General features: G+C 45.1%; 16 protein-coding genes. 15 read left to right on the top strand and 1 reads right to left on the bottom strand.

The window, feature by feature from the left end; translation table 11 throughout:
- The first annotated feature begins 189 nt into the window (after positions 1–189).
- The 6 genes from G9Q97_RS04400 to G9Q97_RS04375 all read left to right on the top strand — a co-directional run bounded on the left by G9Q97_RS04400 (position 190) and on the right by G9Q97_RS04375 (position 6,752).
- Positions 190–2,472, top strand: coding sequence for an FAD-dependent oxidoreductase (locus tag G9Q97_RS04400; RefSeq protein WP_166143568.1), 2,283 nt, complete (start codon positions 190–192; stop codon positions 2,470–2,472).
- A gap of 872 nt (positions 2,473–3,344) precedes the next feature.
- Complete coding sequence (locus G9Q97_RS04395; RefSeq protein ID WP_166143566.1) at positions 3,345–4,067, top strand: hypothetical protein; 723 nt, start codon at positions 3,345–3,347, stop codon at positions 4,065–4,067.
- A gap of 155 nt (positions 4,068–4,222) precedes the next feature.
- Positions 4,223–4,666 (top strand): hypothetical protein, encoded by a 444-nt coding sequence (locus G9Q97_RS04390; RefSeq protein WP_166143564.1) that lies wholly within the window; start codon positions 4,223–4,225, stop codon positions 4,664–4,666.
- Positions 4,667–5,505: 839 nt separating this feature from the next.
- Positions 5,506–5,670, top strand: coding sequence for a hypothetical protein (locus G9Q97_RS04385; protein WP_166143562.1), 165 nt, complete (start codon positions 5,506–5,508; stop codon positions 5,668–5,670).
- Between the two features lie 463 nt (positions 5,671–6,133).
- Positions 6,134–6,598 carry a PIN domain-containing protein gene (locus G9Q97_RS04380; protein ID WP_166143560.1) on the top strand — a complete coding sequence of 155 codons (465 nt, stop codon included), beginning with the start codon at positions 6,134–6,136 and terminating at the stop codon, positions 6,596–6,598.
- Positions 6,588–6,752, top strand: coding sequence for a hypothetical protein (locus tag G9Q97_RS04375; RefSeq protein ID WP_166143558.1), 165 nt, complete (start codon positions 6,588–6,590; stop codon positions 6,750–6,752). Before G9Q97_RS04380 ends, G9Q97_RS04375 begins: the two co-directional genes overlap by 11 nt.
- Positions 6,753–7,375: 623 nt before the next feature.
- Here the strand turns inward: G9Q97_RS04375 and G9Q97_RS04370 are convergent.
- Positions 7,376–8,389 carry a LacI family DNA-binding transcriptional regulator gene (locus tag G9Q97_RS04370; RefSeq protein ID WP_166143556.1) on the bottom strand — a complete coding sequence of 338 codons (1,014 nt, stop codon included), beginning with the start codon at positions 8,387–8,389 and terminating at the stop codon, positions 7,376–7,378.
- Between the two features lie 287 nt (positions 8,390–8,676).
- Between G9Q97_RS04370 and G9Q97_RS04365 the strand changes: the two genes are divergently transcribed.
- The 9 genes from G9Q97_RS04365 (at position 8,677) to G9Q97_RS04325 (ending at position 26,840) form a co-directional block, all read left to right on the top strand.
- On the top strand, positions 8,677–11,727 hold the full coding sequence (locus tag G9Q97_RS04365) for a SusC/RagA family TonB-linked outer membrane protein (RefSeq protein ID WP_166143554.1): 3,051 nt from the start codon (positions 8,677–8,679) through the stop codon (positions 11,725–11,727).
- Between the two features lie 12 nt (positions 11,728–11,739).
- On the top strand, positions 11,740–13,428 hold the full coding sequence (locus G9Q97_RS04360; protein WP_166143552.1) for a RagB/SusD family nutrient uptake outer membrane protein: 1,689 nt from the start codon (positions 11,740–11,742) through the stop codon (positions 13,426–13,428).
- Positions 13,429–13,654: 226 nt separating this feature from the next.
- Entirely contained in the window at positions 13,655–15,040 is a 1,386-nt protein-coding gene (locus G9Q97_RS04355; RefSeq protein WP_166143550.1) for a sulfatase-like hydrolase/transferase, read from the top strand.
- A gap of 45 nt (positions 15,041–15,085) precedes the next feature.
- The gene (locus G9Q97_RS04350) at positions 15,086–17,566 is read left to right on the top strand and encodes a hypothetical protein (protein ID WP_166143548.1); all 2,481 of its coding nucleotides are present in this window, start codon (positions 15,086–15,088) and stop codon (positions 17,564–17,566) included.
- 26 nt (positions 17,567–17,592) lie between these two features.
- Positions 17,593–18,708 (top strand): hypothetical protein, encoded by a 1,116-nt coding sequence (locus tag G9Q97_RS04345; protein ID WP_166143546.1) that lies wholly within the window; start codon positions 17,593–17,595, stop codon positions 18,706–18,708.
- 13 nt (positions 18,709–18,721) lie between these two features.
- Entirely contained in the window at positions 18,722–20,545 is a 1,824-nt protein-coding gene (locus G9Q97_RS04340; RefSeq protein WP_166143544.1) for an FAD-dependent oxidoreductase, read from the top strand.
- A 4-nt stretch (positions 20,546–20,549) separates the two neighbouring features.
- On the top strand, positions 20,550–22,253 hold the full coding sequence (locus G9Q97_RS04335; RefSeq protein WP_166143542.1) for a sodium:solute symporter family protein: 1,704 nt from the start codon (positions 20,550–20,552) through the stop codon (positions 22,251–22,253).
- Positions 22,246–24,528, top strand: coding sequence for an FAD-dependent oxidoreductase (locus G9Q97_RS04330; RefSeq protein ID WP_166143540.1), 2,283 nt, complete (start codon positions 22,246–22,248; stop codon positions 24,526–24,528). The genes G9Q97_RS04335 and G9Q97_RS04330 overlap by 8 nt, the downstream gene beginning before the upstream one ends.
- Positions 24,529–24,539: 11 nt before the next feature.
- On the top strand, positions 24,540–26,840 hold the full coding sequence (locus G9Q97_RS04325) for a discoidin domain-containing protein (RefSeq protein WP_166143538.1): 2,301 nt from the start codon (positions 24,540–24,542) through the stop codon (positions 26,838–26,840).
- The last annotated feature ends 21 nt before the right edge of the window (positions 26,841–26,861 follow it).

Below are 26,861 nucleotides of genomic sequence, written 5' to 3'. Positions count from 1 at the left end.
TTGAAAAAGGATTAAATCTGTCAGGTGTTACCTACGCAAAAACTGTTTTGGCTTGCATGGCTAGAAAAACCTGACAGGTTTGCGGATTTTCGGAATCAAACAGATTATTTTTTTTCGGATTGAGAAATTCGAATTGCATCGGGTTGTGTACCTTGCGAAAAAGTAGTATCACCCGAAACCCCTTTCGCCATGCTGGTTGAAGCCCCCTTTTCCGGAAACCGTTCCCTTACTTCCCAATCCCTTTCTGCCGACCTGGTTGTCGTTGGTGGCGGAATGGCAGGCATTTGTGCTGCTATCACAGCAGCCCGACAGGGCTTGGAAGTGGTCTTGGTGCAGGACCGCCCGGTGTTGGGGGGAAATGCCTCCTCCGAAATCCGGCTTTGGATTTTGGGTGCCACTTCCAGCATGGGCAATAACAACCGCTGGGCCAGGGAGGGCGGTGTTATCGATGAGATTCTTCTGGAAAATCAATACCGGAATCCCGAGGGAAATGCCCTGATTCTGGATACGGTGCTGCTGGAAAAAGTAACCCAAGAACCCAACATTACCCTTTTGCTGAATACGGCAGTTCACAGGTGTGAAAAATCAGGAGCCAACCGGATCGCTGCTGCGTTGGCTTTCTGCAGCCAAAACAGTACGGAGTACCGGTTGGAGGCACCCTTGTTCGTGGATGCGTCGGGAGATGGCATCCTCGGATTTTTGTCCGGAGCGGCCTTTCGCATTGGAGCGGAATCCAGGGAGGAGTTTGACGAAGCTTTTGCGCCGGAAAAAGCCTATGGAGAACTGCTGGGTCATTCCCTGTATTTCCACAGCAAGGATTCCGGAAAGCCGGTACAATTTATCCCTCCTGCCTTTGCCAACACCGACCTGTCCAGCCTTCCCTGCTTCCATACCTTTAACCTCCACGACAGGGGTTGCCGCTTGTGGTGGGTGGAATACGGGGGTCGACTGGACACCATACACGCTACCGAAACCATCAAATGGGAGCTTTGGCGCATCATTTATGGCATCTGGCACCATATCAAAAACTCCGGCGAATATCCTGAGATGGAAACCCATACCCTGGAATGGGTGGGCATGATCCCCGGCAAACGGGAGAGCCGGCGTTTTGAGGGGGATTACATGCTTTCCCAGCGGGATGTGGTGGAGCAGCGGACCCATCCTGATCAAGTTTCCTACGGGGGCTGGGCCCTGGACCTGCATCCGGCAGATGGCATCTATGGAGAGCTTCCCGGTTGTACCCAATGGCATGCCAAAGGGGTATACGGCATTCCCTACCGTTGCCTGTACAGCAGAAATATCGATAACCTGTTTCTGGCCGGCAGGATAATCAGTGCCAGTCACGTGGCCTTTGGTTCCTCGAGGGTGATGGCGACCTGTGCCCACAATGCCCAGGCAGTGGGAATGGCTGCCGCCCTTTGCAAAGGACAACAAGTTTTGCCCCGGGATCTGATGGAAGAAGAGCTGATGGACAATTTGCAGCAGCGCCTGATGGACATGGGCCAATACCTGCCTGGCATGCATTTGCGGGATACCGACAACCTGGCCAAAAGGGCTTCCTTATCTATTTCTTCTACTTTTAGTTTGCAGCAGTTACCTGCAGACGCCGGATGGAAAGCCCTGGATAGCAGCATGGCGCAAATGCTTCCACTGGAAGAAGGCAAGATTCCGGATTTTACCTTTGTGGTGAAGGCAAAAAATGCAACCAATCTGATACTCCGCTTATGGGCCAGTAGTTTGCCAGGTAACTTTACCCCGGACAGGCAATTGGCGGAAAAAGAGTTTGCGGTTTCCAAAGGAGTACAGGAACTGACAGTGGATTTTGGGCAATTACTAGATGAGACTGCCTACTATTTTATCGCTTTTGAAGCAAATCCCCTGGTACAGGTAGCCATCAGCCAGCTTAGGCTCACCGGCTTGCTGACGGTTTTTAACCGGGTCAACCTGGACGTTGCCAAAGGCAGCCGACAGGAACCGCCGGAAGGTCTGGGCGTGGATGCTTTTGACTTTTGGTTGCCCGAAAGGCGGCCGGGTGGACATAACCTGGCCATCAGTTGTACTCCATCACTGCAACTATACAGCCCTGAAAACCTGCTCAATGGCAGCTTTCGCCCAACCATACAAACCAATGCCTGGCTGGCTGATCCAACGGACCCTGAACCGACCCTTACTTTTTCCTGGCCGGAACAGCAGAAAATCAGGAAAATTTTGCTTTGGTTTGATACCGACTTTGATCATCCCCTGGAGTCAACGCTGAGGGGCCATGATGAAAGGGTGATGCCTTTTTGTGTGCGGGAGTTTCGGTTGCTCGATGAGCGGGGCAGCCTGCTTTATGAGGAAAAAAACAACCACCAAAGCAGGTATGAAATCCTGTTTGCTACCCCTGTCAAGGTAATAAAGCTGGTCCTTCAGCTAAAGCATCCGGGAAAGAAGGTGCCAGCGGGATTGTTTGGCATAGGGGTTTATTCCTGAAGGAAGTATAGTAACCTGGCTTGATTTAAAATGTTACTGCAATAAAATCCCTCTTTTTCCCTCCCATGCGGCGGTTATAAACATCGCTGGCCCGGTTCAGAAACACACTGTTTCAATCCAGCAATGCAACGGTTCGATTCCAACCTTCAACCGCTCATTTATTTTATTCAACGGTGCACCTTTTAGGTGAAACCTTGCATAAAAAAGCTGCAAAAAGCTGCCAAAAACCTGCGACGATTCACTTCAAAATCGAAACGTTGCATATAAAATACTGACAGGCGAGGTTCTGAACTGTATGATTCGGGTTCAGAAGTCTCCATTTTTTTGGAAATCGAAAAAAATGTCAGTGCTGAATTTTTATGGAATGGAAAGCAGTCCGTTTTCAACAAAAATCTTCAGTTTTTAGCTTCAAAAGCCGACTTCCGAACCGAAACGTTGAATGTTTTATATTCAAGGCTGTCAGTTTTTGGTGAACGCTTGTCAGTTTTTAGTCCGGGCGTTTATTTTTGAAGTCCTCAGCTGGGGTTCGGAGCAGCCTTTGGGGACTTTAGAAGTGCCAGTTTTGGCTATTTTTGGGGTTGTTATAGGACAATATAAGGAATTACACCTATGAGTGGAATTGCTTTATACTCGGGAAATGAAGGAACCAGGCAAAGGTGGAATGCAAAAAAATATCAAAATGCGGCTTGCCTCCTAATCCGAAATGATTAATTTGAAAGTGGAAAGGTGAGGGTTTGGTGGAGTTGATGCTTTCTAGTGAGAACCGATAAGGTATGCAGATTTATCACACTTATGAAGGATATATACCTTTGGTTAACAGATATGCGAGTTATAGCCAATTGTAGAACGACACCGCAAAACAAACAGACAAATTGAACTGGATAGACAAAATAAAAGAGTTGACAACTAAGCAGGACAAATCACCCGAACTGAAAAAAGGAGAGATAAAACAAATTCTCATTCAGACAGCAAGTGAAGTTTTGCCCGACTTTGAATTTTTGGCATATAAGAACAGTTGCTATTCATTTCAACGACTAAGAAAGGTAAACAATTTGACAGTTTATGAAATACTTCACATAATTTTTACGCTTAAAGACAAAAACTTTGCTTGCTCAATTACTTCAATTCTAAATCCACATTACATTTTTTCAAACCATTACAATACAGGACTTTTAAATCCACATAAAGACTTGAAAGTATTGCGACATAATTCAGGTGCATTAAATATTGAAGACGCTTACTATTTCCACAACGGACAAGTTGAAACGACAACAAAAACTGTGAAGGAAATTTTTGGCGACTTTAAAAAATACGGACTTCCATTCCTTGACAAACAAATTGAAAGTCTTAAAACAAATGAAATCGTTAAATGCGGTTTTGAATATATCGACAAATTGCAAACCGACAAGGACAAACTTAAAAAAGAAATAACAGAAGAACTCAATAAAGGTGGACTTTTAGTACCTAGTATAAAGCACCCGATATATATTGACCTGAAAGAAAAATTATTCTTAGTTAATGGACTAACCAAAGACGACCGTAGAGTAATACCTAAGACAGCACACGAATTATTAGAACTATATTGGACGAGATGAAAAGAGCAACTGGCTATAACAGCACCTACAAGAAATTGGCGGTTCAGTGGTTAAATGAAGTTTTGTGCTTCGTATCAAGTTCAGTGGTGGCAGACAGTTTTCGTCTCCGAAAACGCCAACTTCTTGTAGCTGCAAAACGTTGTGGTTAATAGAAAATGGAACATTATACGGCATTAAAATCTGACGACAATGAAACTTTGAACAAGTTGGCAAGTTCCGTAAAACTTAGATTGATAAAGTTTGACCAGTTAGTTGCTATCAATGAACCAAAGTATTTGAAACGATATAATCCGCTGATAATTGAAATAGAGAACAAAACGAACGAAACTTTAGGGACTTTGTTCATAACTGTTATTCGAACAGAATCAAAAATTGGAGAAGATAACCGTTGGACAATTCCATTGGACACTAAAGGTTTGAATCCCAACTCCAAATCGAAGTATAAACTGTTTGCATTTGATCCTTTTACAGAAAAGTTTGAAGACATAAAAATTCGATTAACTACAGCTGAAGATTGGTCTGACAGGTCAGTGACTGACAAATGGGTTGAACGTTCACCCGAATTCACGAAAAAGCTGAAATGGTACAATCTAATTTGAAAAATGAAACTGCCAACCACAATCGAGTAACGCAACCTGATCCAAATGGTTCAGGTTGAGGCTCTAACACCATTGTGGTACGGGTTTCGTACTTAGCGATTTACTGGATTGTAGTTTGCGCCAGCCTGAATGACCTGGACGGGCAGTTTTTGAGGGAATAGGAATAGGAAAACGGGGACTCGGATCTGTGCCTTCTCAAGTGAGATGAATTGATAGGTAAATTAGATAAAATCAATACCATTACTTTTTTGATCGCATTTAGCTCCTCTTCCGCTGTATTGAAAACAATCTTTCATTGCCCGATAAAATGCCGTCCGGATTATGTCTTTCCCTATAGATTTTCCGTTCATCCATTTTGGCTAAAGCCTCTGGTTTGTAATTCTATTCTAAGGAATGGGCTAAAGCCGCATTCCTATTGAGGATAATCATTTGGAACCTGGAGTTTTATTATTAATTGCCCACTGCTTTAGCTGTGGGCATGTTGGGTTTTTAAGGTAAATTGGCTTTAGCCAAACCTTTTATCCATAACCATTCAAATCCATATTTCGCTGTTCTATCCATTTTGGCTAAAGCCGGGGTTTGTGATTTTACTTTAGGGAATGGGCTATTTCCTATTGATTAAGGTTAGGTCTACGATTTACGGAATGCTATATTCTGGAAAGGGCTGATCTCTGTTAGAGGGGGCAGTAATGATTTTTCGATCATTTTTTGCAATTAGGATTTCTTTTCCTCAATTGCCTTATAGCTGTAGGCAATAAAGGTTTTCTAGCCTCATTGGCTTTAGCCAAATCTTCCGGATTTAGATATACGAAATCGATGGAATTACCTAATTTTAGAATATGAAGATTAATGCAGAAAATAAGGAAAAAACGATTGACGCAGTTAAATTTATGCGTGAGCAGAGAGATCGAATCTCAAAGGACATCATGGATTTAAGCCCTGAGGAAATTGTTACCTATTTCGAAAAAAAGACCAAAAGGGAAAAGCGAAAGCCCAGTGCCTAACCTCACCTTGGATCCAGCGTGTTTCGGTAAGAATTTAATTAACGAATTGGTTAAAGCCGCATTCCTATTTGAAGAGTAATCATTTGGAACCTGGAGTTTTATTATCAATTGCCCACTGCTTTAGCTGTGGGCATGTTGGTTTTTTAGGTAAATTGGCTTTAGCCAAATCATTTATCCATAAACCTATCGGATCCACATTTTGCTATTTCATGTATTTTGGCTAAAGCCTCTGGTTTGCAATTCTATTCTAAGGAATGGGCTAAAGCCGCATTCCTATTGAAGAGTATCTATTTGGAACCTGGAATTTTGTAATCAATTGCCTAATAGCTGTTAGCAACAAGATATGCCAGCATCATTGGCTTTAGCCAAATCTTCCCTTTGGTAAACAGATATACAAGTTAGGCACAAGGTGAAAATACCGATTTAGATATACAAAATCGATGGAATTACGTAAATTTAGAAAATGAAGAAACAGCGAATTTATTTGGACACTTCGGTTTTTGGGGGGCTTTTTGATGAGGAGTTCAAAGAGTTTACCGAACCTTTGTTCGATCGGATTGATAAAAATGAGTTTTCCATTATTTTTTCGAATGTAACCAGAGACGAATTGAGCTCCGCTCCTGAAAAAATAAGGCAACGGGCTGAATCATTACCAGAAATCTCAACTGAATTCGTTAAATCGGATATCGAATCTGCCAAACTCGCAAAAAGATACATCGATGAATATGTCGTAGGAAAAACATCTTATGCAGATTGCCTCCACATTGCAATTGCAACTATTCACAATGCTGATATTTTGGTCAGTTGGAATTTCAAACATATTGTAAACGTGGTTAAGATTATTGGCTATAATTCTGTAAACATGGCAGAAGGCTATAAACAAATAGACATCCGTTCACCAAGAGAACTTTTGAAATATGAAGACTAAAGCAGAAAATAAGGAAAAAACGTTTGACGCGGTTAAATTTATGCGTGAGCAGAGAGATCGAATTTCAAAGGACATCATGGATTTAAGCCCTGAGGAAATTGTTACCTATTTCGAAAAAAAGACCAAAAGGGAAAAGCGAAAGCCCAGTGCCTAACCTCACCTTGGATCCAGCGTGTTTCGGTAAGAATTTAATTAACGAATTGGTTAAAGCCGCATTCCTATTTGAAGAGTAATCATTTGGAACCTGGAGTTTTATTATCAATTGCCCACTGCTTTAGCTGTGGGCATGTTGGTTTTTTAGGTAAATTGGCTTTAGCCAAACCTTTTATCCATAACCATTCAAATCCATATTTCACTCTTCTATCCATTTTGGCTAAAGCCTGGGGTTTGTGATTTTACTCTAGGGAATGGGCTAAAGCCGCATTCCTATTGATTAAGGTTAGGTCTACGATTTACGGAATGCTATATTCTGAAAAGTGCTGATCTCTTTTGGAGTGGCAGTAATGATTTTTTGATCTTTTTTTGCAATTAGGATTTCTTTCCCTCAATTGCCTGATAGCTGTAGGCGAAAAAGCTATTGCAGCCTCATTGGCTTTAGCCAAAAGACTTTATCCGTCAATTTACGATTAATATAACACTAGAAATGACTTCAATTCAGCATTAAATCAGCTATTCAGCTATTCCCTCCGCCGAGGCGGAGAGCATTGGGGATTTTAACGGGACCACCAACCAAAAATGCAATAAATACGCAACGGGTTTACTCAAGCAATAAAAAAATCAGGTACTTTCCCGGACGATCAGCCTGGACTTGATGACCTCATGCTTTTTCTCATGGGCTTCTCCTGAGCAGGCGATCTCTTCCAGCAGTACCCTGGCGGCCATTTTGCCCATTTCAAAAGAAGGTTGCGCCATGGTGGTGATCGGGGGACTGATAAACCGGCTCGTTTCATCATTCCCGAAACCGGCAATGGACAATTGCTCCGGAACGGGAATGCCCAGTTGGTGGGCGGCGTGCATGGCCCCTATGGCCAGGATATCCGCAAAGCAAATGAGTCCATCCGGCTTGTCGGCACCGGCCCATAATTGCTGCATGGCTTCTCCTGCCAGGTCAAAAGTAAAATCTTCCAGGGTAATGATTAAATGCTGCTTCACTTGTAAGCCTGCCGCCTGTAGTGCCATATGATAGCCTTCCAGTCTGTCCTTGCATACCCCCAGGGCAAGCGGGCCACCGATATAGGCGATGTTTTTTCTTCCTCTTGCTATCAAATGGTTGGTTAAAATAAAAGCTCCGTTTTTATCGTCTGTTTTGATTTTTGATGTTCCCAGATTGGCACAGGCCCTTTCATAAAGCACCACCGGCACATCCCTATCAATCACATGCTGCACATGATCAAAAGTCCAGGTCTCTTTTGAAAAGGCGATAATAATGCCATCTACTTTACTATTGGCCAGGGTTTCCACAATTTCAACTTCCTTATTGAAAGATTCGCCAGACTGGAAGATCATTACCTTATAGCCTTCCCTATAAGCCAGATTTTCTATACCCGCAATGGAATTGGACCAGAAGTAGCGGTTGATGGTAGGAACGACCACGCCGATGATTTTGGATTTTTTACTGCTCAGACTGCTGGCCAGCAGGTTTGGATGGTAATCCAATTGCCTGGCCATTTCCAGAACAGCTTCCTTGGTTTCTTTTTTGATTTCAGTGGACCCACGCAGCGCTCTGGAGACGGTGGCAATAGACACCTGGAGTTTTTCGGCAATGTCTTTTATGGTAGCTGGTTTTTTCATTGGACTTAATTTTTATAACCGGTCCGTGTCGAAGCATTTTGGCACCGAAGGTAGGGGAGTTTCATCAAATTGGTGATCAAAGGCTGGTATTCGCAAATTAATAAAAAAAGTCCTCATTCTTTGAATTTTTGTTAAATGTAAACGTTTTCGATAACGTTTACAATATAAAAATTTTATATCTGTTAATTCAAAGCTTTTTTATGGTGTTAATCCATGCTAATTTAGAATATTATTTCAAAAAACTATTTATTTAATTAAAATAATTGTAAAACCAAAATCAACCCAAAATGAAAACAAAATTACTTCTATGGCTTTGGCTACTCTGTTTGGGAGGAGCAGGCCTGACATTTGCACAATCGGTCCAGGTAAGTGGTACTGTATTGGATGAATCCGAGCAACCACTGCCAGGAGCCAGCATACTGGTCAAAGGCACCAGTACGGGAACTGTCACCGATATAGATGGAGAATACCAAATCAACGTACCCAGCCAGGATGCTACCCTGGTGTTTTCCTTTCTTGGATATATTACTCAGGAAGTATCGCTGAATAACAGACAGGTAATAGACGTCAACCTGGAACCCGATATGTCAGAATTGGGAGAGGTAGTGGTGGTAGGTTACGGAACCCAAAAGAAGAGTGATCTTACCGGAGCCGTATCCACTATTGGAGGCAGGGATTTGGCCAATAGGCGAACCCCTAATGTTTCCCAGGCCCTCCAGGGTCAGGTGGCAGGGGTTATGGTCACCAGAAGCAATAATGCACCAGGCTCATCGGCAAATATCCGAATTCGTGGTGTGACCACCATTGGGGACAGCAATCCCCTGATTATCATGGATGGAGTGCCTGTAAACAGCATTGACCATATCAATCCCAATGATATTGAAAATATCTCCGTCCTGAAGGATGCGGCATCGGCTTCCATATATGGCTCACGGGCAGCTGCCGGTGTTATCCTGGTCACCACCAAGCGGGCCAAAAAGGGAGAGCTAAGCCTGAATTATAATTTCGAATATGGTACTGAAGTACCCACCAGAATTCCAGACTATGTGGATGTCACCCGTTACATGGAAATTGTCAATGAATTGCGCTGGAATGACAATGGAAATGATGGCAATGAGTATCCCTTGTATCCACAGGAAATGGTGGAAAATTACATGGAATTGAACGCTTCCAACCCTGATTTGTATCCCAATACGGATTGGGTAGGCTTGATATTAAAAAGCAATGCCCCAAGGCAACGGCATGCCCTGGATATTTCCGGTGGGAGTGAAGCCATTCGGACCAAGGCATCCATCGTTTACGATAAATTTGACGCTTTATATGAAGGAAGGACCTTTGAAAGGGTTACGGCCAGGGTGAATACCGATGGGAACATTACCGATAGATTGGGTTTTACAGCTGATATTTTTCTTAGGAGGGAAATCCTGAACCAACCCAGCATTGACCCTATTTACTATATGAATATTTCCGCCCCGGTATATGCTGCAGAATGGCAGGACGGCCGGGTGGCAGAAGGCAAAACAGGAGCGAATATTTATGGCCAATTAAAATATGGTGGATTCCGGCAAAACTGGGAAAACCAGGTTGGCGGTAGGCTGGGTCTTAACTATGAGGTTATGGATGGATTGAAAATTTCGGCCATTGCTTCTCCCAACTTTGGCTTTAATAAAGGAAAGAACTTTCAAAAAAGGGTCACTTACACCGCCTGGGATGATCCCGCAGCTACATTGGGGACATTGCAATGGGCCAATTCTACCAACCTGAACGAATCCCGCAATGACAATTACAATTTGACAACCCAGTTGCTGGTCAATTACGACAAGGTAATCGGAAAACATTCTCTGAGTCTAATGGGAGGGAATGAAAGTTTCCAGGCTTTTTATGAAAACCTGAGTGCCTCCAGAGATCAGTTTTTACTGGACAATTATCCCTACCTGAACCTTGGGCCCCTGGAATTTCGGGGAAACAGTGGTAGTGCCTTTGAAAATGCTTATAATTCCTGGTTTGGAAGGGTTTCCTATAATTTTGAAGAAAAGTATTTTCTTCAGGGAAATATTCGATACGATGCCTCTTCCCGGTTTGCCCAGGATTACCGCTGGGGTTCATTTCCTTCCTTTTCCGCAGGTTGGGTATTGTCAAAAGAAAATTTCTTACAGGATGTCAATGCCATTTCTTTCCTTAAACTCAGGGGTTCTTATGGTACCCTGGGCAATGAACGGATAGGAAATTACCCTTACCAATCCACCATTGGTTTTAGCAATGTACTCTTCCATCAGGGATCCAATGTGGTGTCTTCTCAATCGGCCGCTCAATGGCAATATGCGATTCCAGAAATTTCTTGGGAGAAAACCTCCTCCTACAATATCGGTGTGGATGCCAATTTCCTGAATTACCGGTTGAGGTTTTCGGGAGAATATTTTAAAAAGACAACCAGGGATATGTTACTGCCATTGGAAATCCCAGATTACATTGGCTTTGATAACCCGGAGCAAAATACCGGTGAGATGTATACCGAAGGTTGGGAGCTTGATATGGGCTGGGCCGATGATATCAATGAATTGAGCTATTCGGTCAGTTTTAACCTCTCCGACTTTCGTTCAGTAATGGGAGATCTTGGAGGTATTCAATTCCTCGGCAACCAGGTACGTATGGAAGGTTCGGAGTTTGATGAATGGTATGGATATGTTTCAGAAGGCTTGTTTCAAAGTCAGGAAGAAGTGAATAATTCTGCAGTAATGAATGCCAATGTGAAACCCGGGGATGTGAAATACCGGGATATCAGTGGACCAAATGGTGAACCCGATGGAAGGATTTCTCCTGAGTATGACCGGGTGCTTTTGGGAGGAAGTATGCCCAGGTTCCTTTACGGTGGCAATATCCAGTTAGATTATAAAAACTTTGATTTTGGCCTGGTGATACAAGGGGTAGGCAGGCAAAATTCACGCCTTTCGGGCCTGATGGTGCAGCCCATTATGGAAAATTGGGGTCATGTGCCTGAAATCCTGGATGGGGAATTTTGGAGTACCTACAATACCGATCAGGAAAATCAGGAAGTAAGTTACCCCAGGCTTTCCCGAAACAGTGAGGGCAACAACTTTGCCATGTCAGATTTTTGGTTGATCAACGGGGCCTATTTCAGGCTGAAGAACATTTCCCTGGGATATACCCTACCAAGGCCTGTTGTGGAAAGGTTGGGCATGCAAAACATCCGGGTATACACCAATGCATCGGATGTTTGGACAGTCAATAATTATCCTCCTGGATGGGACCCTGAGGTTTCTGCCAGCGGATATCCGATAACCACTTCCTTTTTAATGGGTGTTTCTGTACAATTTTAAATCAAGTTAGCCATGAAATTAAAATCGATTATATATAGCGGAATATTATTTGGAGCGGTATCCTGCGCTGACCTGGACCTGAACCCGCTCTCGGAAGGATCAAGCGAGGCGTGGTATTCCAATGAAACAGAAGTAGAAATGTCCGTCAATGACCTGTTTAGAGGAGTTTTTTGGCCGGGATATAGTGATTCCTGGACGGATGATTACACCAACAGGGAGGCATTGACACCAATTACAAATGCCACTATCAACGGAGAATGGGGGACGGTAAACAACATCTGGAGCAATACTTACAAAGTGATTGCCAGGTCCAATACCCTTCTTTTAAACCTGGATAAGATAGCGAATACCGTTCCTCAGCAAACCCTGGATAAGTTTGCCGGGAACGCCCATTTTGTGCGAGCAGCCAAATACGGGGAGCTGGTTTTCTTGTATGGAGATGTGGTTTATTCTACTACGATCCTTGATCTGGAAGAAGCTTTTACCATGTCAAGGACCGATAAAAATACAGTAAAAGAGGCTGTATATGAGGACTTCGACAGGGCTGCAGCACTATTGCCTGAGAGTTATGGGTCTTCAGAAAACAAATTGGCTACCAAGGGAGCTGCATATGCCATGAAAGCCAGATTTGCCCTGCAAATGGGAGATTTTGGCATTGCCAGAGATGCGGCAAAGGCTTGTATGGATTTGGGGATCTATGAACTTTACCCGGATTATTCGGAATTGTTCCTGACTGGCACGAGGAATCCTTCTGAAGTAATTTTTGCCATGCCAAGATCCAGGGCTTTGAATGTGACCTGGGGAGTAAGAAATTACCTGCCCAGGAACAGAGGCGGATGGGGAGGTGCCGAGGCGCCATCATGGGATTTGTTTCATGCCTATTTATGCACGGATGGATTGCCTATTGATGAGTCGCCCCTTTATGACCCTCAAAATCCATTTGACAACAGAGATCCCCGCTGTGCGGCCACCATTGTTCCCTTTGGAACCCGGCATCTTGATTTCACCTATCAGCCTCATCCTGATTCTACCATGGTGATGAATTTCAGTACCGGTAGCATGCAGACAAACAATGATACGCGATCTGTAGCACCCTTCGCTTCTTTTAATGGCTTGCTCAGAAAAAAGGGGGTAAATGAGGAATGGCTCCCGAATTTCCAGGCAGAAAACGATGAAATCCTGATGCGCTATGCAGATGTATTGTTGATGTATGCGGAAGCCAAAATAGAATTGGGGGAAATCGAACCAGGTGTGCATGATGCGATGAATGCAGTCCGTGCAAGGGCATACGGTGTGGATCCCACGCAGACAGGGGAATATCCCGCCATAACTACCACAGACCAGGCCGCTCTTCGAACGCTGTTGCGAACTGAAAGAAGAATGGAATTTGGCTTTGAAGGGATCCGTTACAGTGATATTATTCGCTGGGAGATAGCAGAGAAAGTATTGAACAGGGATATTTATGGTATGCTGGATGTAGCTGAACTGAAAGAGAAAGTGGTGGACCAGGGCCTTTGGTTCTTCCCCATGACTCCTGAGATTGATGAAGACGGAGTGGCTGACCTATCCCCCATGTTCGAAGCCGGATTGGTAAAAAGGCTGGCCATCAGAAGATTTGAAGCTCCCAAGCAATACCTGTGGCCCATCCCCTCCAAGGAAATATTGATCAATGCCAACCTGGATCAAAATCCCGGATATTGATTATAAATAGGTTAAATGATAGTTCTCCCATTCAGATCATTTGTTTGACAGAATGGGAGAATTTATATACTCCAGAAAACCTGCTATTATGAAAAACCTGCTTGGTAATACTATGATTTTTATTATAGGGTGTTGCAATCCATATAGTTTTGGTCGGGAAATACCTGAGCCAACCTTCAGGGTAGCTGGCTCTTTCCCGTTGGCGATTTATTAATTTCAAATGAATATGAAAAGCTTATTGGCCTTATCTCTTTTTTTTTATTTCGGTACCATAGCTTTGCGTTTTCAGCATCCTGAACATGGTGGAAAGAAACCTAACTTTATATTCGTTTATACGGACGACCAGCGTTTTGATGCAATGGGTGCCAATGGCAATCCCATAATTATTACACCGAGGCTGGATAATATGGCTGCTCAAGGGCTTCAATTTGTGAATGCCAATGTCGTTTTTGCCTTATGCAGTCCCAGTCGGGCTGCTTTTTTGACAGGAAGGTATGGAAGTGCCAATGGGGTGCTGGAATTGGGCAGTGATTTAAACCCGGGAGAAAAGACGGTTGCCCAGTACTTGAAGGAAGCGGGTTATCTAACGGGTATGGTCGGCAAATGGCATCTTGGCAAAAAACCTGCGGAAACAGGCTTTGATTTTTCAGTATTCTTTACAGGAAATGGTGATTATTATAACAGGTTGATTTATGATGAGGGAAATTCCCTTAGGCCGGAAATTCACTGTGACCAATATTGTGCTAATCGCTCTGTGGACTTTCTAAAAGAGGCAAAAGCAAGTGGAAAACCCTTTTTCCTTTTTCACAACACCCAATTGCCCCACATGAATGGGGAACTGGTTTGGGATGCCAGAGAAGAAACAAAAGCCTTATATGAAACGGATAAAATGCCCGTTGCCAAAAGCCGGTTGGACGACTTGGCCGATAAGCCGGATTACCTGCGCACCGTTAGGAATTTAACCCAGGCCAAAAAATATGGGTATCCGGAGGTGGATGCTATTCAAGACCATACCAGGGATTATTATGCGGTAATTACCGAGATGGATACTTATTTGTCACAGCTCTTTGATACCATTGACAAGCTTGGACTTCGTGAGAACACGTATATATTTTTCATGAGCGATAATGGCTGGATGCTGGGAGAGCATGGTTTTACCAGTAAAGTGTTACCTTACCGGCCATCCACCCGGGTGCCATTTTTTGTGCTTGGACCTGGGCTGTCTCCTGGAGTCTGCGAGGAATTGGTTTTGAATATCGATATGGCACCAACTATCCTTGAATTGGCCGGAGTGGAAATACCTGCATCTGTTCACGGTAGGAGTATAGTACCTTTATTGGCAGGGGAAAGGATGGATTGGCGGGACGGATTCGTGTATGAGGGGTTAGGTACTTATGGAGGTGCTAAACCCAATTTAACAGTTATTACAAGAAATTTCAGATACATAGAAACGTATGATAGTGATTTACTGAATACATTATATCACATTGAATTATATGATCAGCAGGCAGATCCGGATGAAATTCATAATTTGGCGAAAAGTGGAAGACATAGCTGGATCATTGAGAAAGCCCAGAAAATATTGCAGAAACATAAAAAAAATATTAAATAAATAGTTTAAAAAACAATTGTTTCCTAATTTGATATAGAGATGATAATGAAAAAATGGATATCCTTTATTGTTCTTTTATGCCTGATTTCTTTTGCGTGTAATGGGCCTGAAATGTCTGCATCGGAGGAAGAAGTATACCCCTCCATCAGCGGGATTTACCCGCACCTGGCCTATTATAATGAGGAAGGCGAATGTGGTACCGGTGCCGTGGTGCCCTGGGCCGGTAAACTCTGGGTGGTCACTTACGGACCGCACTTTCCTTTTGGCTCATCGGATAAACTCTATGAGATCAATCCGGACCTGTCCTTTAACACCCGTGAAGAAAGTATTGGAGGTACCCCAGCCAACCGAATGATCCACAAGGAAAGCGAACAATTGTTTATTGGTCCCTATGCCATTGATAAGTCAGGGGAGGTTCGGACGATTTCCTATGAAACCATGCCCGGGAGGCATACCGGCAATGCCAGGCACCTGACGGACCCCGCCAATAAAATATATTACGGGACCATGGAGGAAGGTTTTTACGAAGTAGATGTGCATAACCTGGAAACCAAAACCCTGTATGTAGACGGGAACGTTACCCGCAAAGAAGGAGAAATGGCGCAGGAAGCAGAATTATTGTTGGGAGCTCACGGGAAAGGACTCTATTCCGGCCAGGGGGTATTGGTTTATTCCAATAATGGAGAAACGGGACAGAAAGCACTAAAGGATTTTTCCATAGAAGCAGGGGCTCTGTATGAGTGGGATGGGGAAGAATGGCACCTGGTCAGAAGAAACCAATTTGTGGAAGTAACCGGCCCCGGTGGTATTCATGGTAATCCTAATCCCAAAACCGATCCCATCTGGGCCACCGGCTGGGACCACAAATCCGTGATCCTGGGTGTCCGTGACCCGGCAGAAGGCTGGGAGTTTTTCCGCCTTCCCAAAGCTAGCCACAGTTACGACGGTGCCCACGGCTGGAATACCGAATGGCCCCGCATCCGGGATGTGGGTACGGAGGAAGCGCCGGATTATCTGATGACCATGCATGGCATGTTTTGGAAGTTTCCCGAATCGTTCCAAAAAGGACAAACTGCCGGTATCCGGCCCCGCTCTGCTTACCTGAAAGTCATCGGTGATTTTACCCGCTGGCAAGATGGATTGGTTTTTGGCTGCGATGATTCTGCTCAGCGGGAATTTCTCAACAAGCGAAGCGCCAAAGGAAATATCGAAGGCCCCGGACAATCCAACTCCAACCTCTGGTTTACCGATATGGACATGCCGGATAACCTAGGCCCTGTCACCGCCAATGGTGCCCTGTGGTTAGAAGAACAGGTAGCGGCCAATGAACCCTCAGAACCCATGCTGTTTTCCGGTTGGCAAGAGAAAAATGTTTGGCTGCAAAACCAGGGTGAAAAGAAAGTAAATTTTACCCTTGAAATTGATGCAGAAGGTACCGGTAATTGGGAGCTGCTGGAACAGGTTTCCCTCGCCGGAAATGAAAGTAGCTGGCTTTCCTTCGATCAGGACACTAAAGGGGAATGGATCCGGGTGAAAAGTGATGCTGCAACAAAGGCCACTGTCCATTTGTCTTTTTCCAATCCGGAGCAGCGATCTGCTTATCAAAAGGATATTTTCCAGGGTATCCAACCCATTCAGGAAGATGATTATACAGGTGGATTGCTCTATGGTTTGGGAGATAACAGAAGGAAACTGGGCATTGCCGCCAAACGTTACCAGGGAGCAAGCGTTGAAAATGTCGGTTATTATGAAATGGATGAAAAACTTCAGCTGGTTAAAGTTGATGACCCTGAAACCGAGTCTTTTATCACTGATGGATTTGCCATTCCGGAAAAGGTGTTTGAGGTAGACGAAGCCTCCGTATTGATACAAGATGACCAGGGCAGAAGGTGGAGGCTTCCCAAAGGAAAAGATGCCTTCACGGAGCCCTCAGTAAATGGAAAACTCAGGATTGCCAGGGAAGTAGCTACCGAAAGAGACTTGTTCAATTGTCACGGTACTTTCTATGAATTGCCGGCTGAAAATGCCGACGGATTTGCCAAGATAAGGCCTGTAGCTTCCCATAACCTGCGCATCAATGATTACGCTTCCTACAGGGGCATGTTACTCCTGAGCGGAGTGGATCCGCAGGCTGCGGATGGAAATGAACACATCATCCTTTCGGAAGATGGAGAAATTGCGGTCTGGGCCGGGGTGATCGATGACCTGTGGAAACTGGGCAAACCAGTAGGAAAGGGAGGGCCCTGGGCCAATACTGCTGTGGATGCCGGCATACCCTCTGATCCCTATTTGTTTGCGTTTTATGACCAGCGGAAATTGGAACTTCAGCATGGCGCAAACGAGGAAGTTACCTTTACCATTCAATTTGAGCCTGTAGGCCATGGTCCCTGGATGGACTGGAAACAGGTTACGGTTGCCCCTGGTGAAACCCATTTGGAAACCTTTCCGGACGAAATTGAGGCCAGGTGGGTTCGCCTGGTGGCCAACGATGATTGTACAGCTACAGCTATATTTACCTATGAATAAATGCACTGGTTTGTTACTGAATAAAAATGTTTGAACCTGGTTTAAAAATATTGACCTTTAGTCTAATTCTGTTGATTGGTTTGGCTGCGGGCATACAAAATCCGCAACAGGATCAGGTGGAAGACAGGCGACTAATTGAGGAGGTAGAAACCGATTCTATTCGTTATGAGCTCTTTGTTTTGGAAGATGCCGAAGGTAAGGACATGCAATACATGGCTGAAATTTTTACCCCGGTATGCCATACGGACAAATGTTATCCGGTATACATCAATTTCTATTGGGACCTGCTGGGTAATTTCCAGCACTTTGAGATGCCGGAAGGAGAGATCCTGACAAAGTTGGATCATATACCTTTTGAAGAGAAAGATTATGACAAGTTGGAAGCCATTCTTAGTAATAAAAATTCCATCCTGGGAGATTATTCCATTTCGGATTTAGTGGTGAGCACAACCACGGCTGAAACCAATGGGGTGGATGCCGTTACGGGAGCTACTTCCAAAACCATTCAAAATGAAGTGATCTCAGGAGCAGTATATTCCTGTTATACCCTTTGGCAATTGGCGCATGGCTCCCTTTCAGAAAGAACCAAGACGCATACCCTCAATCATTATACCGACGAGACTTTAGTCCGGTTCTTAGAAAGCGGCCATCATCCTTACCAGTACTGGGCCCTGGACAAGATTCAGGAAATGGGAGCAGAAAATGATCTCCGCTTTGCCGGACCCCTGCTGGAGATCATCAGGGGAAACAATATTTTTCTGGCTACCCATCTACTGGAAGAATTACCGGTTGAGATGTTTCAGGATCAGGAAAGGCAGGTCTGGTTCTGGGAAACCTATGAACAATCCCCTTACCGGCTTCAAATGCATATTCTTGACAAAATGAGTCACCTGCGACTGAACTCAGAATGTCAGAGCCAGCTATTGGGCCAATTGGAAAGAAGCAATCCTGCTCAAAGGAAAAAGTTATTTACCGTATTAGGGACACAACAAAACCTGGGCAAAGAACAGCAGGAAATGATCTTGGCTTATCTGGACAAAGGCCTTTGGGAGAAGGAATTGCTTTCCCTGCTGCAAATCCAAAAAAAACCGCAAAAGAGCGTGAAAAAAGCATTGAAAAACAACCTAAATAAGAATCAATAAAATGACCCAAAACATGAAACGAATAGCAATAACCTGTTGTCTGCTGCTAGGAATTACCCTTTTTACTAATGCCCAAACAAGGGTATTGGTAGAAGCAGAATCATTTGAAAATATTGGTGGCTGGGTGATCGACCAGCAATCATTCGATGTACTTTATTCCTCCTACCTGATGGCTCACGGCATGGGCAAACCCGTCGAAGATGCTCGTACCAGTGTTGATTTTTCCAAAGGTGGAACCTACCACCTATGGGTGAGAACCAAGGACTGGGCTCCTTTTCCCACTGGACCGGGAGCCTTTAAGCTGCATATCAATGAGCAAGCTCTGGACATGGTTTTCGGACAAAGTGGTGATGCCGACTGGGATTGGTATTATGCAGGGGAGGTGGACATGAAGCAGGGAGCAAACGAGCTTGTGGCTGAGGACCTTTCGGGCTTTAACGGTCGTTTTGATGCCCTTTATTTCTCAACAGATAAAAGCGATGCTCCGATCAATGATAACGAAGCCCTTCTGAAGGTCAGGAAGGAACTTTTGGGACTTAGCGACGGCCCCGAAAACGTGGGTGAATTTGACCTGGTAGTGGTCGGGGGAGGCATGGCAGGCACCTGTGCGGCCATATCCGGAGCCCGCATGGGATTAAAAGTCGCTTTGATCCAAAACCGACCGGTATTGGGTGGAAATAACAGTTCGGAAATTCGCGTGCACCTGATGGGCCGTGTGGACCAGAATCATTATCCCAAACTGGGTCGGATTGTTAGGGAATTGGACAATGGTGACCCGGGAAATGGAAATCCGGATGCCGACCGGTATGGGGATGAGCGGAAACTACAAATCGTTCGTGCAGAGCCCAATATCTCCCTGCATTTAAATACCCATGTGTATGATGTGGAAATGGATGGCAATACGATCAAAGCCGTAATAGGAAGGGATATAGCCACCAACCAGGAATACCGCTTTGAAGGGGAGTATTTTTCGGATTGTACGGGAGACGGCACCCTGGGGTACCTGGCAGGAGCGGAATACCGGATGGGAAGGGAAAGCCGGTCCGAAACGGGTGAATCACTGGCCCCTGAAAATCCGGATGATTTTACGCTCGGCACTTCCAATCTATGGGCCTCTTTGGAGCGGGAACAGCCTTCAGGTTTTCCCGAAACGCCCTGGGCCATACAATTTTCAGATGAATACCACATAGATGATCACAAAGCGGACTGGCAGTGGGAAACCGGCTTTGGCAATTTCAATACCATTTATGAAGCGGAACAAATCCGCGACCATAACCTGAGGGCCATATTTGGCAACTGGTCTTATTTGAAAAACGAAAAGGCTGAAAAATACAGCCACCATGAATTGGCCTGGGTGGCTTTTATTGGTGGAAAAAGAGAATCCAGAAGGTTAATGGGTGATCATGTATTGACGCAGATGGACATTCAGGATGGGGTCATGTATCCGGATGGCAGCGTAACAGCCACCTGGACCATAGACCTGCACTTTCCGGATGCCAAGAATTCCCAGTACTTCGAAGGAGAAGAATTCTTTGCAGCTACCAAACACATCAAAGTGCAGCCCTATACCATTCCTTACCGCTGCCTGTATAGCCGGAATATAGATAACCTGTATATGGCAGGAAGAAACATCAGCACCACCCACGTGGCCTTTGGCAGCACCCGGGTGATGCGAACCTGTGGCATGATGGGAGAGGCTGTAGGCTATGCCGCATTTGTGGCCAAGAAAAACAACGCCAGTCCAAGGGAAGTCTATAACCTGCACCTGAACGAGTTTATGGATATCATTGAGTCCCCATTGAACATTTATAACCTGCCGACGCTTCCGCAAAACTGATTGCATGCAAACACTGGATTTTCTGACCATAATTGTTTTTACCCTCATTGTTATGATTGCAGGCTTGTCTTTTGGCAAACAGGGTGGAGACATGAAATCTTTCTTTGCCGCTGGTGGGGCAGTACCCTGGTCCATCAGCGGCCTTTCTTTATTCATGAGCTTTTTTTCTGCCGGCACCTTTGTGGTATGGGGCTCCATCGCCTATGAATGGGGACTGGTGGCCATTACCATTCAGATGGCCATGTGCATTAGCGGATTTTTAATCGGAGCTTACCTGGCTGCCAGATGGAAAGAGACCGGTGCCCTAACAGTTGCCGCCTATCTTACCCAACGGTTTGGAAAAAAAACCCAGCGGTATTATACCTTTATTTTTTTGGTGCTTTCACTGGGGTATACCGGGGCCTTCTTATATCCGGTGGCCAAAATAGTGAATGTGGTAACTGGCTTTGATATCTACTATTCGATTTTATTTTTGGGTGCCATGATCATGATTTATACCGCGGTGGGAGGTTTGTGGGCAGTAGTGGTGACCGATGTCCTGCAATTTGTAATTCTTACCGCAGCAGTGCTGATAGTTTTACCCCTTTCCCTGGATAAGGCAGGGGGGGTGAATCAGTTTATCCAGGATGCGCCCGCCACCTTTTTTCATGTATTCAATGGAGAATACACACCATGGTTTATCCTGGCATTTATTGGCTACAATACGATTTTCATCGGAGGAAATTGGGCCTATGTGCAGCGGTATACCTCCGTAAAGGACCGCACATCAGCGAAAAAGGTAGGCTACCTTTTTGGATTTCTTTACCTGATCAGCCCTTTGATCTGGATGTTGCCCCCCATGATATACAGGGTGGTCAATCCGGAATTAAGTGGTTTGGAAACGGAGGGAGCCTACCTCAGGATGTGCATGGATGTATTGCCTGTTGGCATGTTGGGTTTGATGTTGGGAGGGATGATCTTTGCCACAGCCAGTTCTGTAAATACTTCCCTAAACCTGGCCGCCGCAGTGCTTACCAACGACATCTACCATGCCATTTTCCCTGATTCCGATCAGGTAGCTTTAATGCGGGTTGCCAGGATAGCAACCCTGCTTTTTGGGCTGGGTACCATTGGGGTTGCTTTTATGGTTCCTCTGGCCGGAGGGATAGTAGAAGTGGTTTTGAGTATTGGAGCGGTGACCGGCGGCGCTTTATATGGACCCGCCATCTGGGGGCTTTTTTCAAGGCGGCAAACCGGACAATCGATTCTTGTGATTACCGGACTAAGCTTGCTCATCAACCTGTATTTTAAATTTGTATCTCCCTGGTTGTTTTCGTTCAGCCTGGACAGGGCCACAGAGATGCTGCTGGGTGTGTTTCTCCCTCTGGTCTTGCTGGGAGCCTATGAAATCTTTGCCCTGAAGAGAAACCGGGAGAGCAAACAATACCAGTTGTACGTCAACAGAAAGAAACCTACGGCAAAGGAGCTGGCTGCATCGCTTACATCAGGGGAAATACAGAATAATTTTGGCATCAAAGTTTTGGGCTGGGCCTTTGTCAGTATCGGCACCCTACTCTTTTTATTGGGTTTTGGGGCCTCAGCAGGACGCTACTATATGTTTGCGATGGGAGCATTGATACTGATGATGGGATGGACCATGGTCAGGTCAGCCCAAAAAAGATCTGACAGCCATACAAAAAATAAAACTGAACAGTATATTCATGATTAAAGAAGATTTTCAGCAGGAAAAGAGAAACTTAAAATGTGAAAAATCCGAGGTTGACCTGGTGATCATCGGGGGCGGAATGGCAGGTACTTGTTGTGCCATTACGGCGGCAAGACAGGGTTTGGAAGTTGTTTTGGTACAGGACAGGCCGGTTTTGGGAGGCAATGGATCCTCAGAAATCAGGTTGTGGATCCTGGGGGCCACTTCTCATATGGGCAATAACAACCGCTGGGCCAGAGAGGGAGGGGTCATAGACGAGATCCTGGTGGAAAACCTTTACCGCAATCCGGAGGGAAACCCCCTGATCCTGGATACCATACTGATTGAAAAGGTGAGCATGGAACCTAACATTCGCCTGCTGCTCAACACCGCCCTGTATGACATAGAAAAAGGAGCTTCTGATGAGATCCGCGAAGCATATGCCTTTTGCAGTCAAAATTCTACCCGATACCGGTTGCAAGCGCCTTTATTTGTAGATGCTTCCGGTGATGGTATCATGGCTTTTCTGGCAGGAGCTGCCTTTCGTATTGGTGCCGAATCAGCTGATGAATTTGACGAAAAATTTGCTCCGGATCATAAGAGTTACGGTGAACTCCTTGGACATTCGCTTTATTTTTACAGCAAGGATACCGGCAAGCCGGTCCGCTTTGTGGCTCCGTCCTATGCCAATAGGGATTTACCCAATTTGCCCAGGTTCAAATCCTTTAACCTGAAAGACCATGGTTGCAGGCTTTGGTGGGTGGAATACGGGGGAAGAAAGGATACCATTCACGAATCCGAGACCATCAAATGGGAACTCTGGCGGGTGATTTATGGCATTTGGGATTACCTTAAAAATTCCGGTAAATATCCAGACATGGCTACCCATACCCTGGAATGGGTAGGGACCATTCCGGGCAAAAGGGAGAGCAGGCGTTTCGAAGGAGACTATATGTTATCCCAAAAGGACCTGGTTGATCAACGGCAATTTCCAGATGCGGTTTCCTTTGGAGGTTGGGCTTTGGACCTGCATCCTGCGGATGGGGTTTATGGTGAATTGCCGGGTTGTACCCAGTGGCACACCAAGGGTGTATACCAGATCCCCTTGCGAACCATGTATAGCAGAAATATCAAAAATTTATTCATTACCGGGAGAATTATCAGTTCTACCCACGTGGCATTCGGGTCCACCCGCGTCATGGCTACCTGTGCGCACAATGCCCAGGCGGTGGCCATGGCGGCGGTAATTTGCAGAGAAAAAAACCTGCTTCCAGCAGCACTCACCCATTCAGGTCACATGAGCGAGCTGCAAAAAAGACTGATCAAATCCGGACAATATATTCCCGGGGTTCCCCTGGAAGACAAAGAGGAGCTTGCCAAAAATGCGAAGATTTCCGTTTCTTCCACCATGACCCTGGAGGGATTGCCGGGCGATGGTCCCTGGAAAAAACTCAGCTTTGCCACAGCCCAAATGTTGCCTTTGACAGCAGGGGAGATGCCGGGCCTTACTTTCCAGGTTAGGGTGGAAAAGGCCAGCCAATTAAAAGTAGCTTTGCTTAAAAGCAAGCAAAAAGGAAACTTTACTCCGGAGCTGGTTTTGGAAGAAAAAGTATTCGAATTAACTTTAGGTGAACAATCTTTATATATTGATTTTGAATATACTATAAAAGAAACAGAATATTATTTTGTGGCATTTTATCCCAATGAACAGGTGCAGCTCAGGTACTCTGAACAGCGTATGACAGGCTTATTGACTGTGTTTCAAAAGTACAATAAGGCAGTGGCTACCAGTAGCCGGCAGGAAGCTCCTGATGACATAGGCATGGATTCTTTTGACTTTTGGTTACCGGAGCGTAGACCGGAGGGGCAAAACCTGTCTTTTAAGCTACACCAGCCCTTAAAAATGTATGCTAAGGAGAATTTGTTCAATGGCATTTTCAGACCATACCATACTTCAAATGCCTGGGCAGCTGCCCTGAACGATAGCGAACCATACATTGAGTTGAAGTGGGGTAAAGTACAGAATATCAATGAAATAAATTTATTTTTTGACACTGATTTTGACCATGCTTTGGAGTCTACTTTAATGGGGCATCCCGAGTCGGAAATCCCATTTTGTGTCAAGCATTTTAAAGTACTTGACGATAGGGGTAATTGCCTCACAGAAGTCCATGACAACCACCAGACCCGTTATCGCCTGAAGTTCGTAAAGCCCCTTTCTACCCAATCAATTAAGATCATATTACAACATCCTGCTGCCTCGGTACCGGCAGCTTTATTTGGTATCCTTTGTTATTAAGTCTGATAAAAATGATCAATAAAAAACCTTCTGATTTATTTATCCTGATAGTCCTGACAGTTGCTGCTATATTTCCGGTAAAAGGACAAAATAACCTGAGTCTTTCCGGGTCTGCAACCGCCAGTTCAGTGGATGCTGGTAAAAATGCTGATTTTGCGATTGACGGCAATCCGGAAAGTTATTGGAGCAGTGGATCTTTAGATGAGCAGGCATGGTTAACAGTCCGTCTGCCCGGAGCCACTGAAGTGCTGGGAGCTACCATAGACTTTGCCCCGGATCATACACCCAACGGGGCATTGCTCCTGCAATATTTGTTAAATGGGGAATGGAGGACTGTTCATAAGGTAGCCAATAATGAATCCCACAGGGTGGAAGTTGACCTGGAAAAGCCTTTATTGGTGGACCGCATTCGGATCGCAGCAGCTGATCAAAAACCCATGCAGATCGGGGAGTTTATATTATCTGGACAGCAATACAAAGATAGCAGTACGCTTGCAGCCAAACCCATTCTGGTCAACCAAAGTGGATATAACCTGAGCAGGCCAAAGCGCTTTACCGCACCCGGGATAGCGGATGGTACTGCATTTCATGTAGTAAATTTAAAAAACAAACAAACTGTTTTTACCGCTAAGGTAAAGGGAGAGAAAGGAGATTTTTCAGCTTTTAATCCCCAGACCACTGATGCATTTGAGATACAGATTAAGGGTAAGGCTTCTTATCCGTTTCGCATAGGTCCTTACTGGATGGAAAGGGTTACCTATAGGAATATGGTGGATTTTATGCTGGATGCCCGGCACTATGTCGGGAATGTCAAAGAAATAAGGCCTATAAGTTTTGCCTGGCGGGATGGGGATTTTTTCAATTGGTCCATGCAGAGTCTGGTAGCCATGTACCACAGCAATCCTTTTGCTTATGAGCGGATGGAGATAAAGGGAAAGTACGTTCCCAATGAAGCTTTCCCTGACGCTTATCGGGGCTTGTGGGGGGAGTTGCTGCCTTTCAAAGAGGGCACGCCAGATATCATCCAATTAATGCATTGGGATGCAGATGTTAAAATCAGCCAGCAGCTGGACCATGAAATGCAAAAGGCGGAGTTGGCGCATTTTCTGTATGCCTGGCCCTACCTGAAGAAGTGGCTGCCCCGACAAAATTTTGATAAGGTATACCAATATGCCATCTCGGTTTGGGAGAAGGCTGAGGTATCCGAGCACTCTCTTTCCCAGTACGATAAGAGCCCTGAGCACAATTTGTTACACCTTAAAACCCAACTGGGAACTACCAAAGGAGAAATGCCTCCGGGCTTTTCGGTCATTCCTAATCTGATGATGTATGAAGTAAGTAAGCGCGAAAATGACCCGGAGGCGGGAAAATATTTTGATGCGGCCTACCGACAGATGGACTGGATGATCCAAAATCTGGATTGGCAGGACCCGATGACGACCAAAGGCCAAAGGATGTCAGAGCACATGACCATGAGGGCCTTTGCGTATTTTTATACCGAATATCCGGAAAGATCCCCTGCCGGTTTGAAGGCAAAGGTCGCTGACTGGGCAAAAATTGCCTTGTCCCGCTCGGGTAACATGTGGGATTTCAGAAAATACGATGAAGCCGAATGGACCCCTCCGGGATGGAATGAAACTGGAAATATCCTGGGGTTTCCAGCTGCTGCCTTTGCCGCCATGACCCTGCTTGGAGATAAGGATTTGATTCGGGATTTGGAGATTTTGGCCTGGTCTCATTTGGAGAATGCCTTTGGCAGAAATCCCACGGGAAGGCATTTTTCCTTTAAGGGTCCGCAGGAAATAGAAGGAGTGGACCTGGGATGGTACAGCAGGCACAAGGGAGGCATAGGCCTGCTGGACGAGGTCCCCTTTGTGTTTGATGGATCTCCCAAGTCTTTTCATTATCCCAACTATCCAGAAGCCGGAGATGTGGGCTGGACAGAAGGCTGGGTCCAGTTCAATACGGCTTTCAATATCAGTATGGCTTATCTGGCCAATTATTATACCCGCCTGGAATGCAGCCAAAATGAATCAGGAGACCTGCTTATCCGTTTAGTAGCACCGTTAAATTTTTATTCGGATCAGGAGGAACAAGCAAATGTGCAGGTCGCTAACATGGCCGGAAATAGCATTTCCCTTGGCCTAAAAGAGCTGTCTGCTTTCTCTTTGGAATTGGAGGGGAGAATGGAAAAAAATGATTCCAGATTGGAAGCTGAAGGGCAGATACTTCTCCTGGAAGAAAAAGATCAGGTCAAAGTAAGTTATGGTTATGGCTTTTTCGAAAAAAGTGTGGTGGTACCTGTGAAGTAAAACCTTGTCGGCAAAAGAAAG

The sequence above is a fragment of the Cyclobacterium plantarum genome (assembly GCF_011290685.1).
Classification (GTDB): domain Bacteria; phylum Bacteroidota; class Bacteroidia; order Cytophagales; family Cyclobacteriaceae; genus Cyclobacterium; species Cyclobacterium plantarum.
The sequence above is the reverse complement of the archived record's forward strand: the minus strand, read 5'-3'. Positions and strand labels throughout refer to the sequence as shown.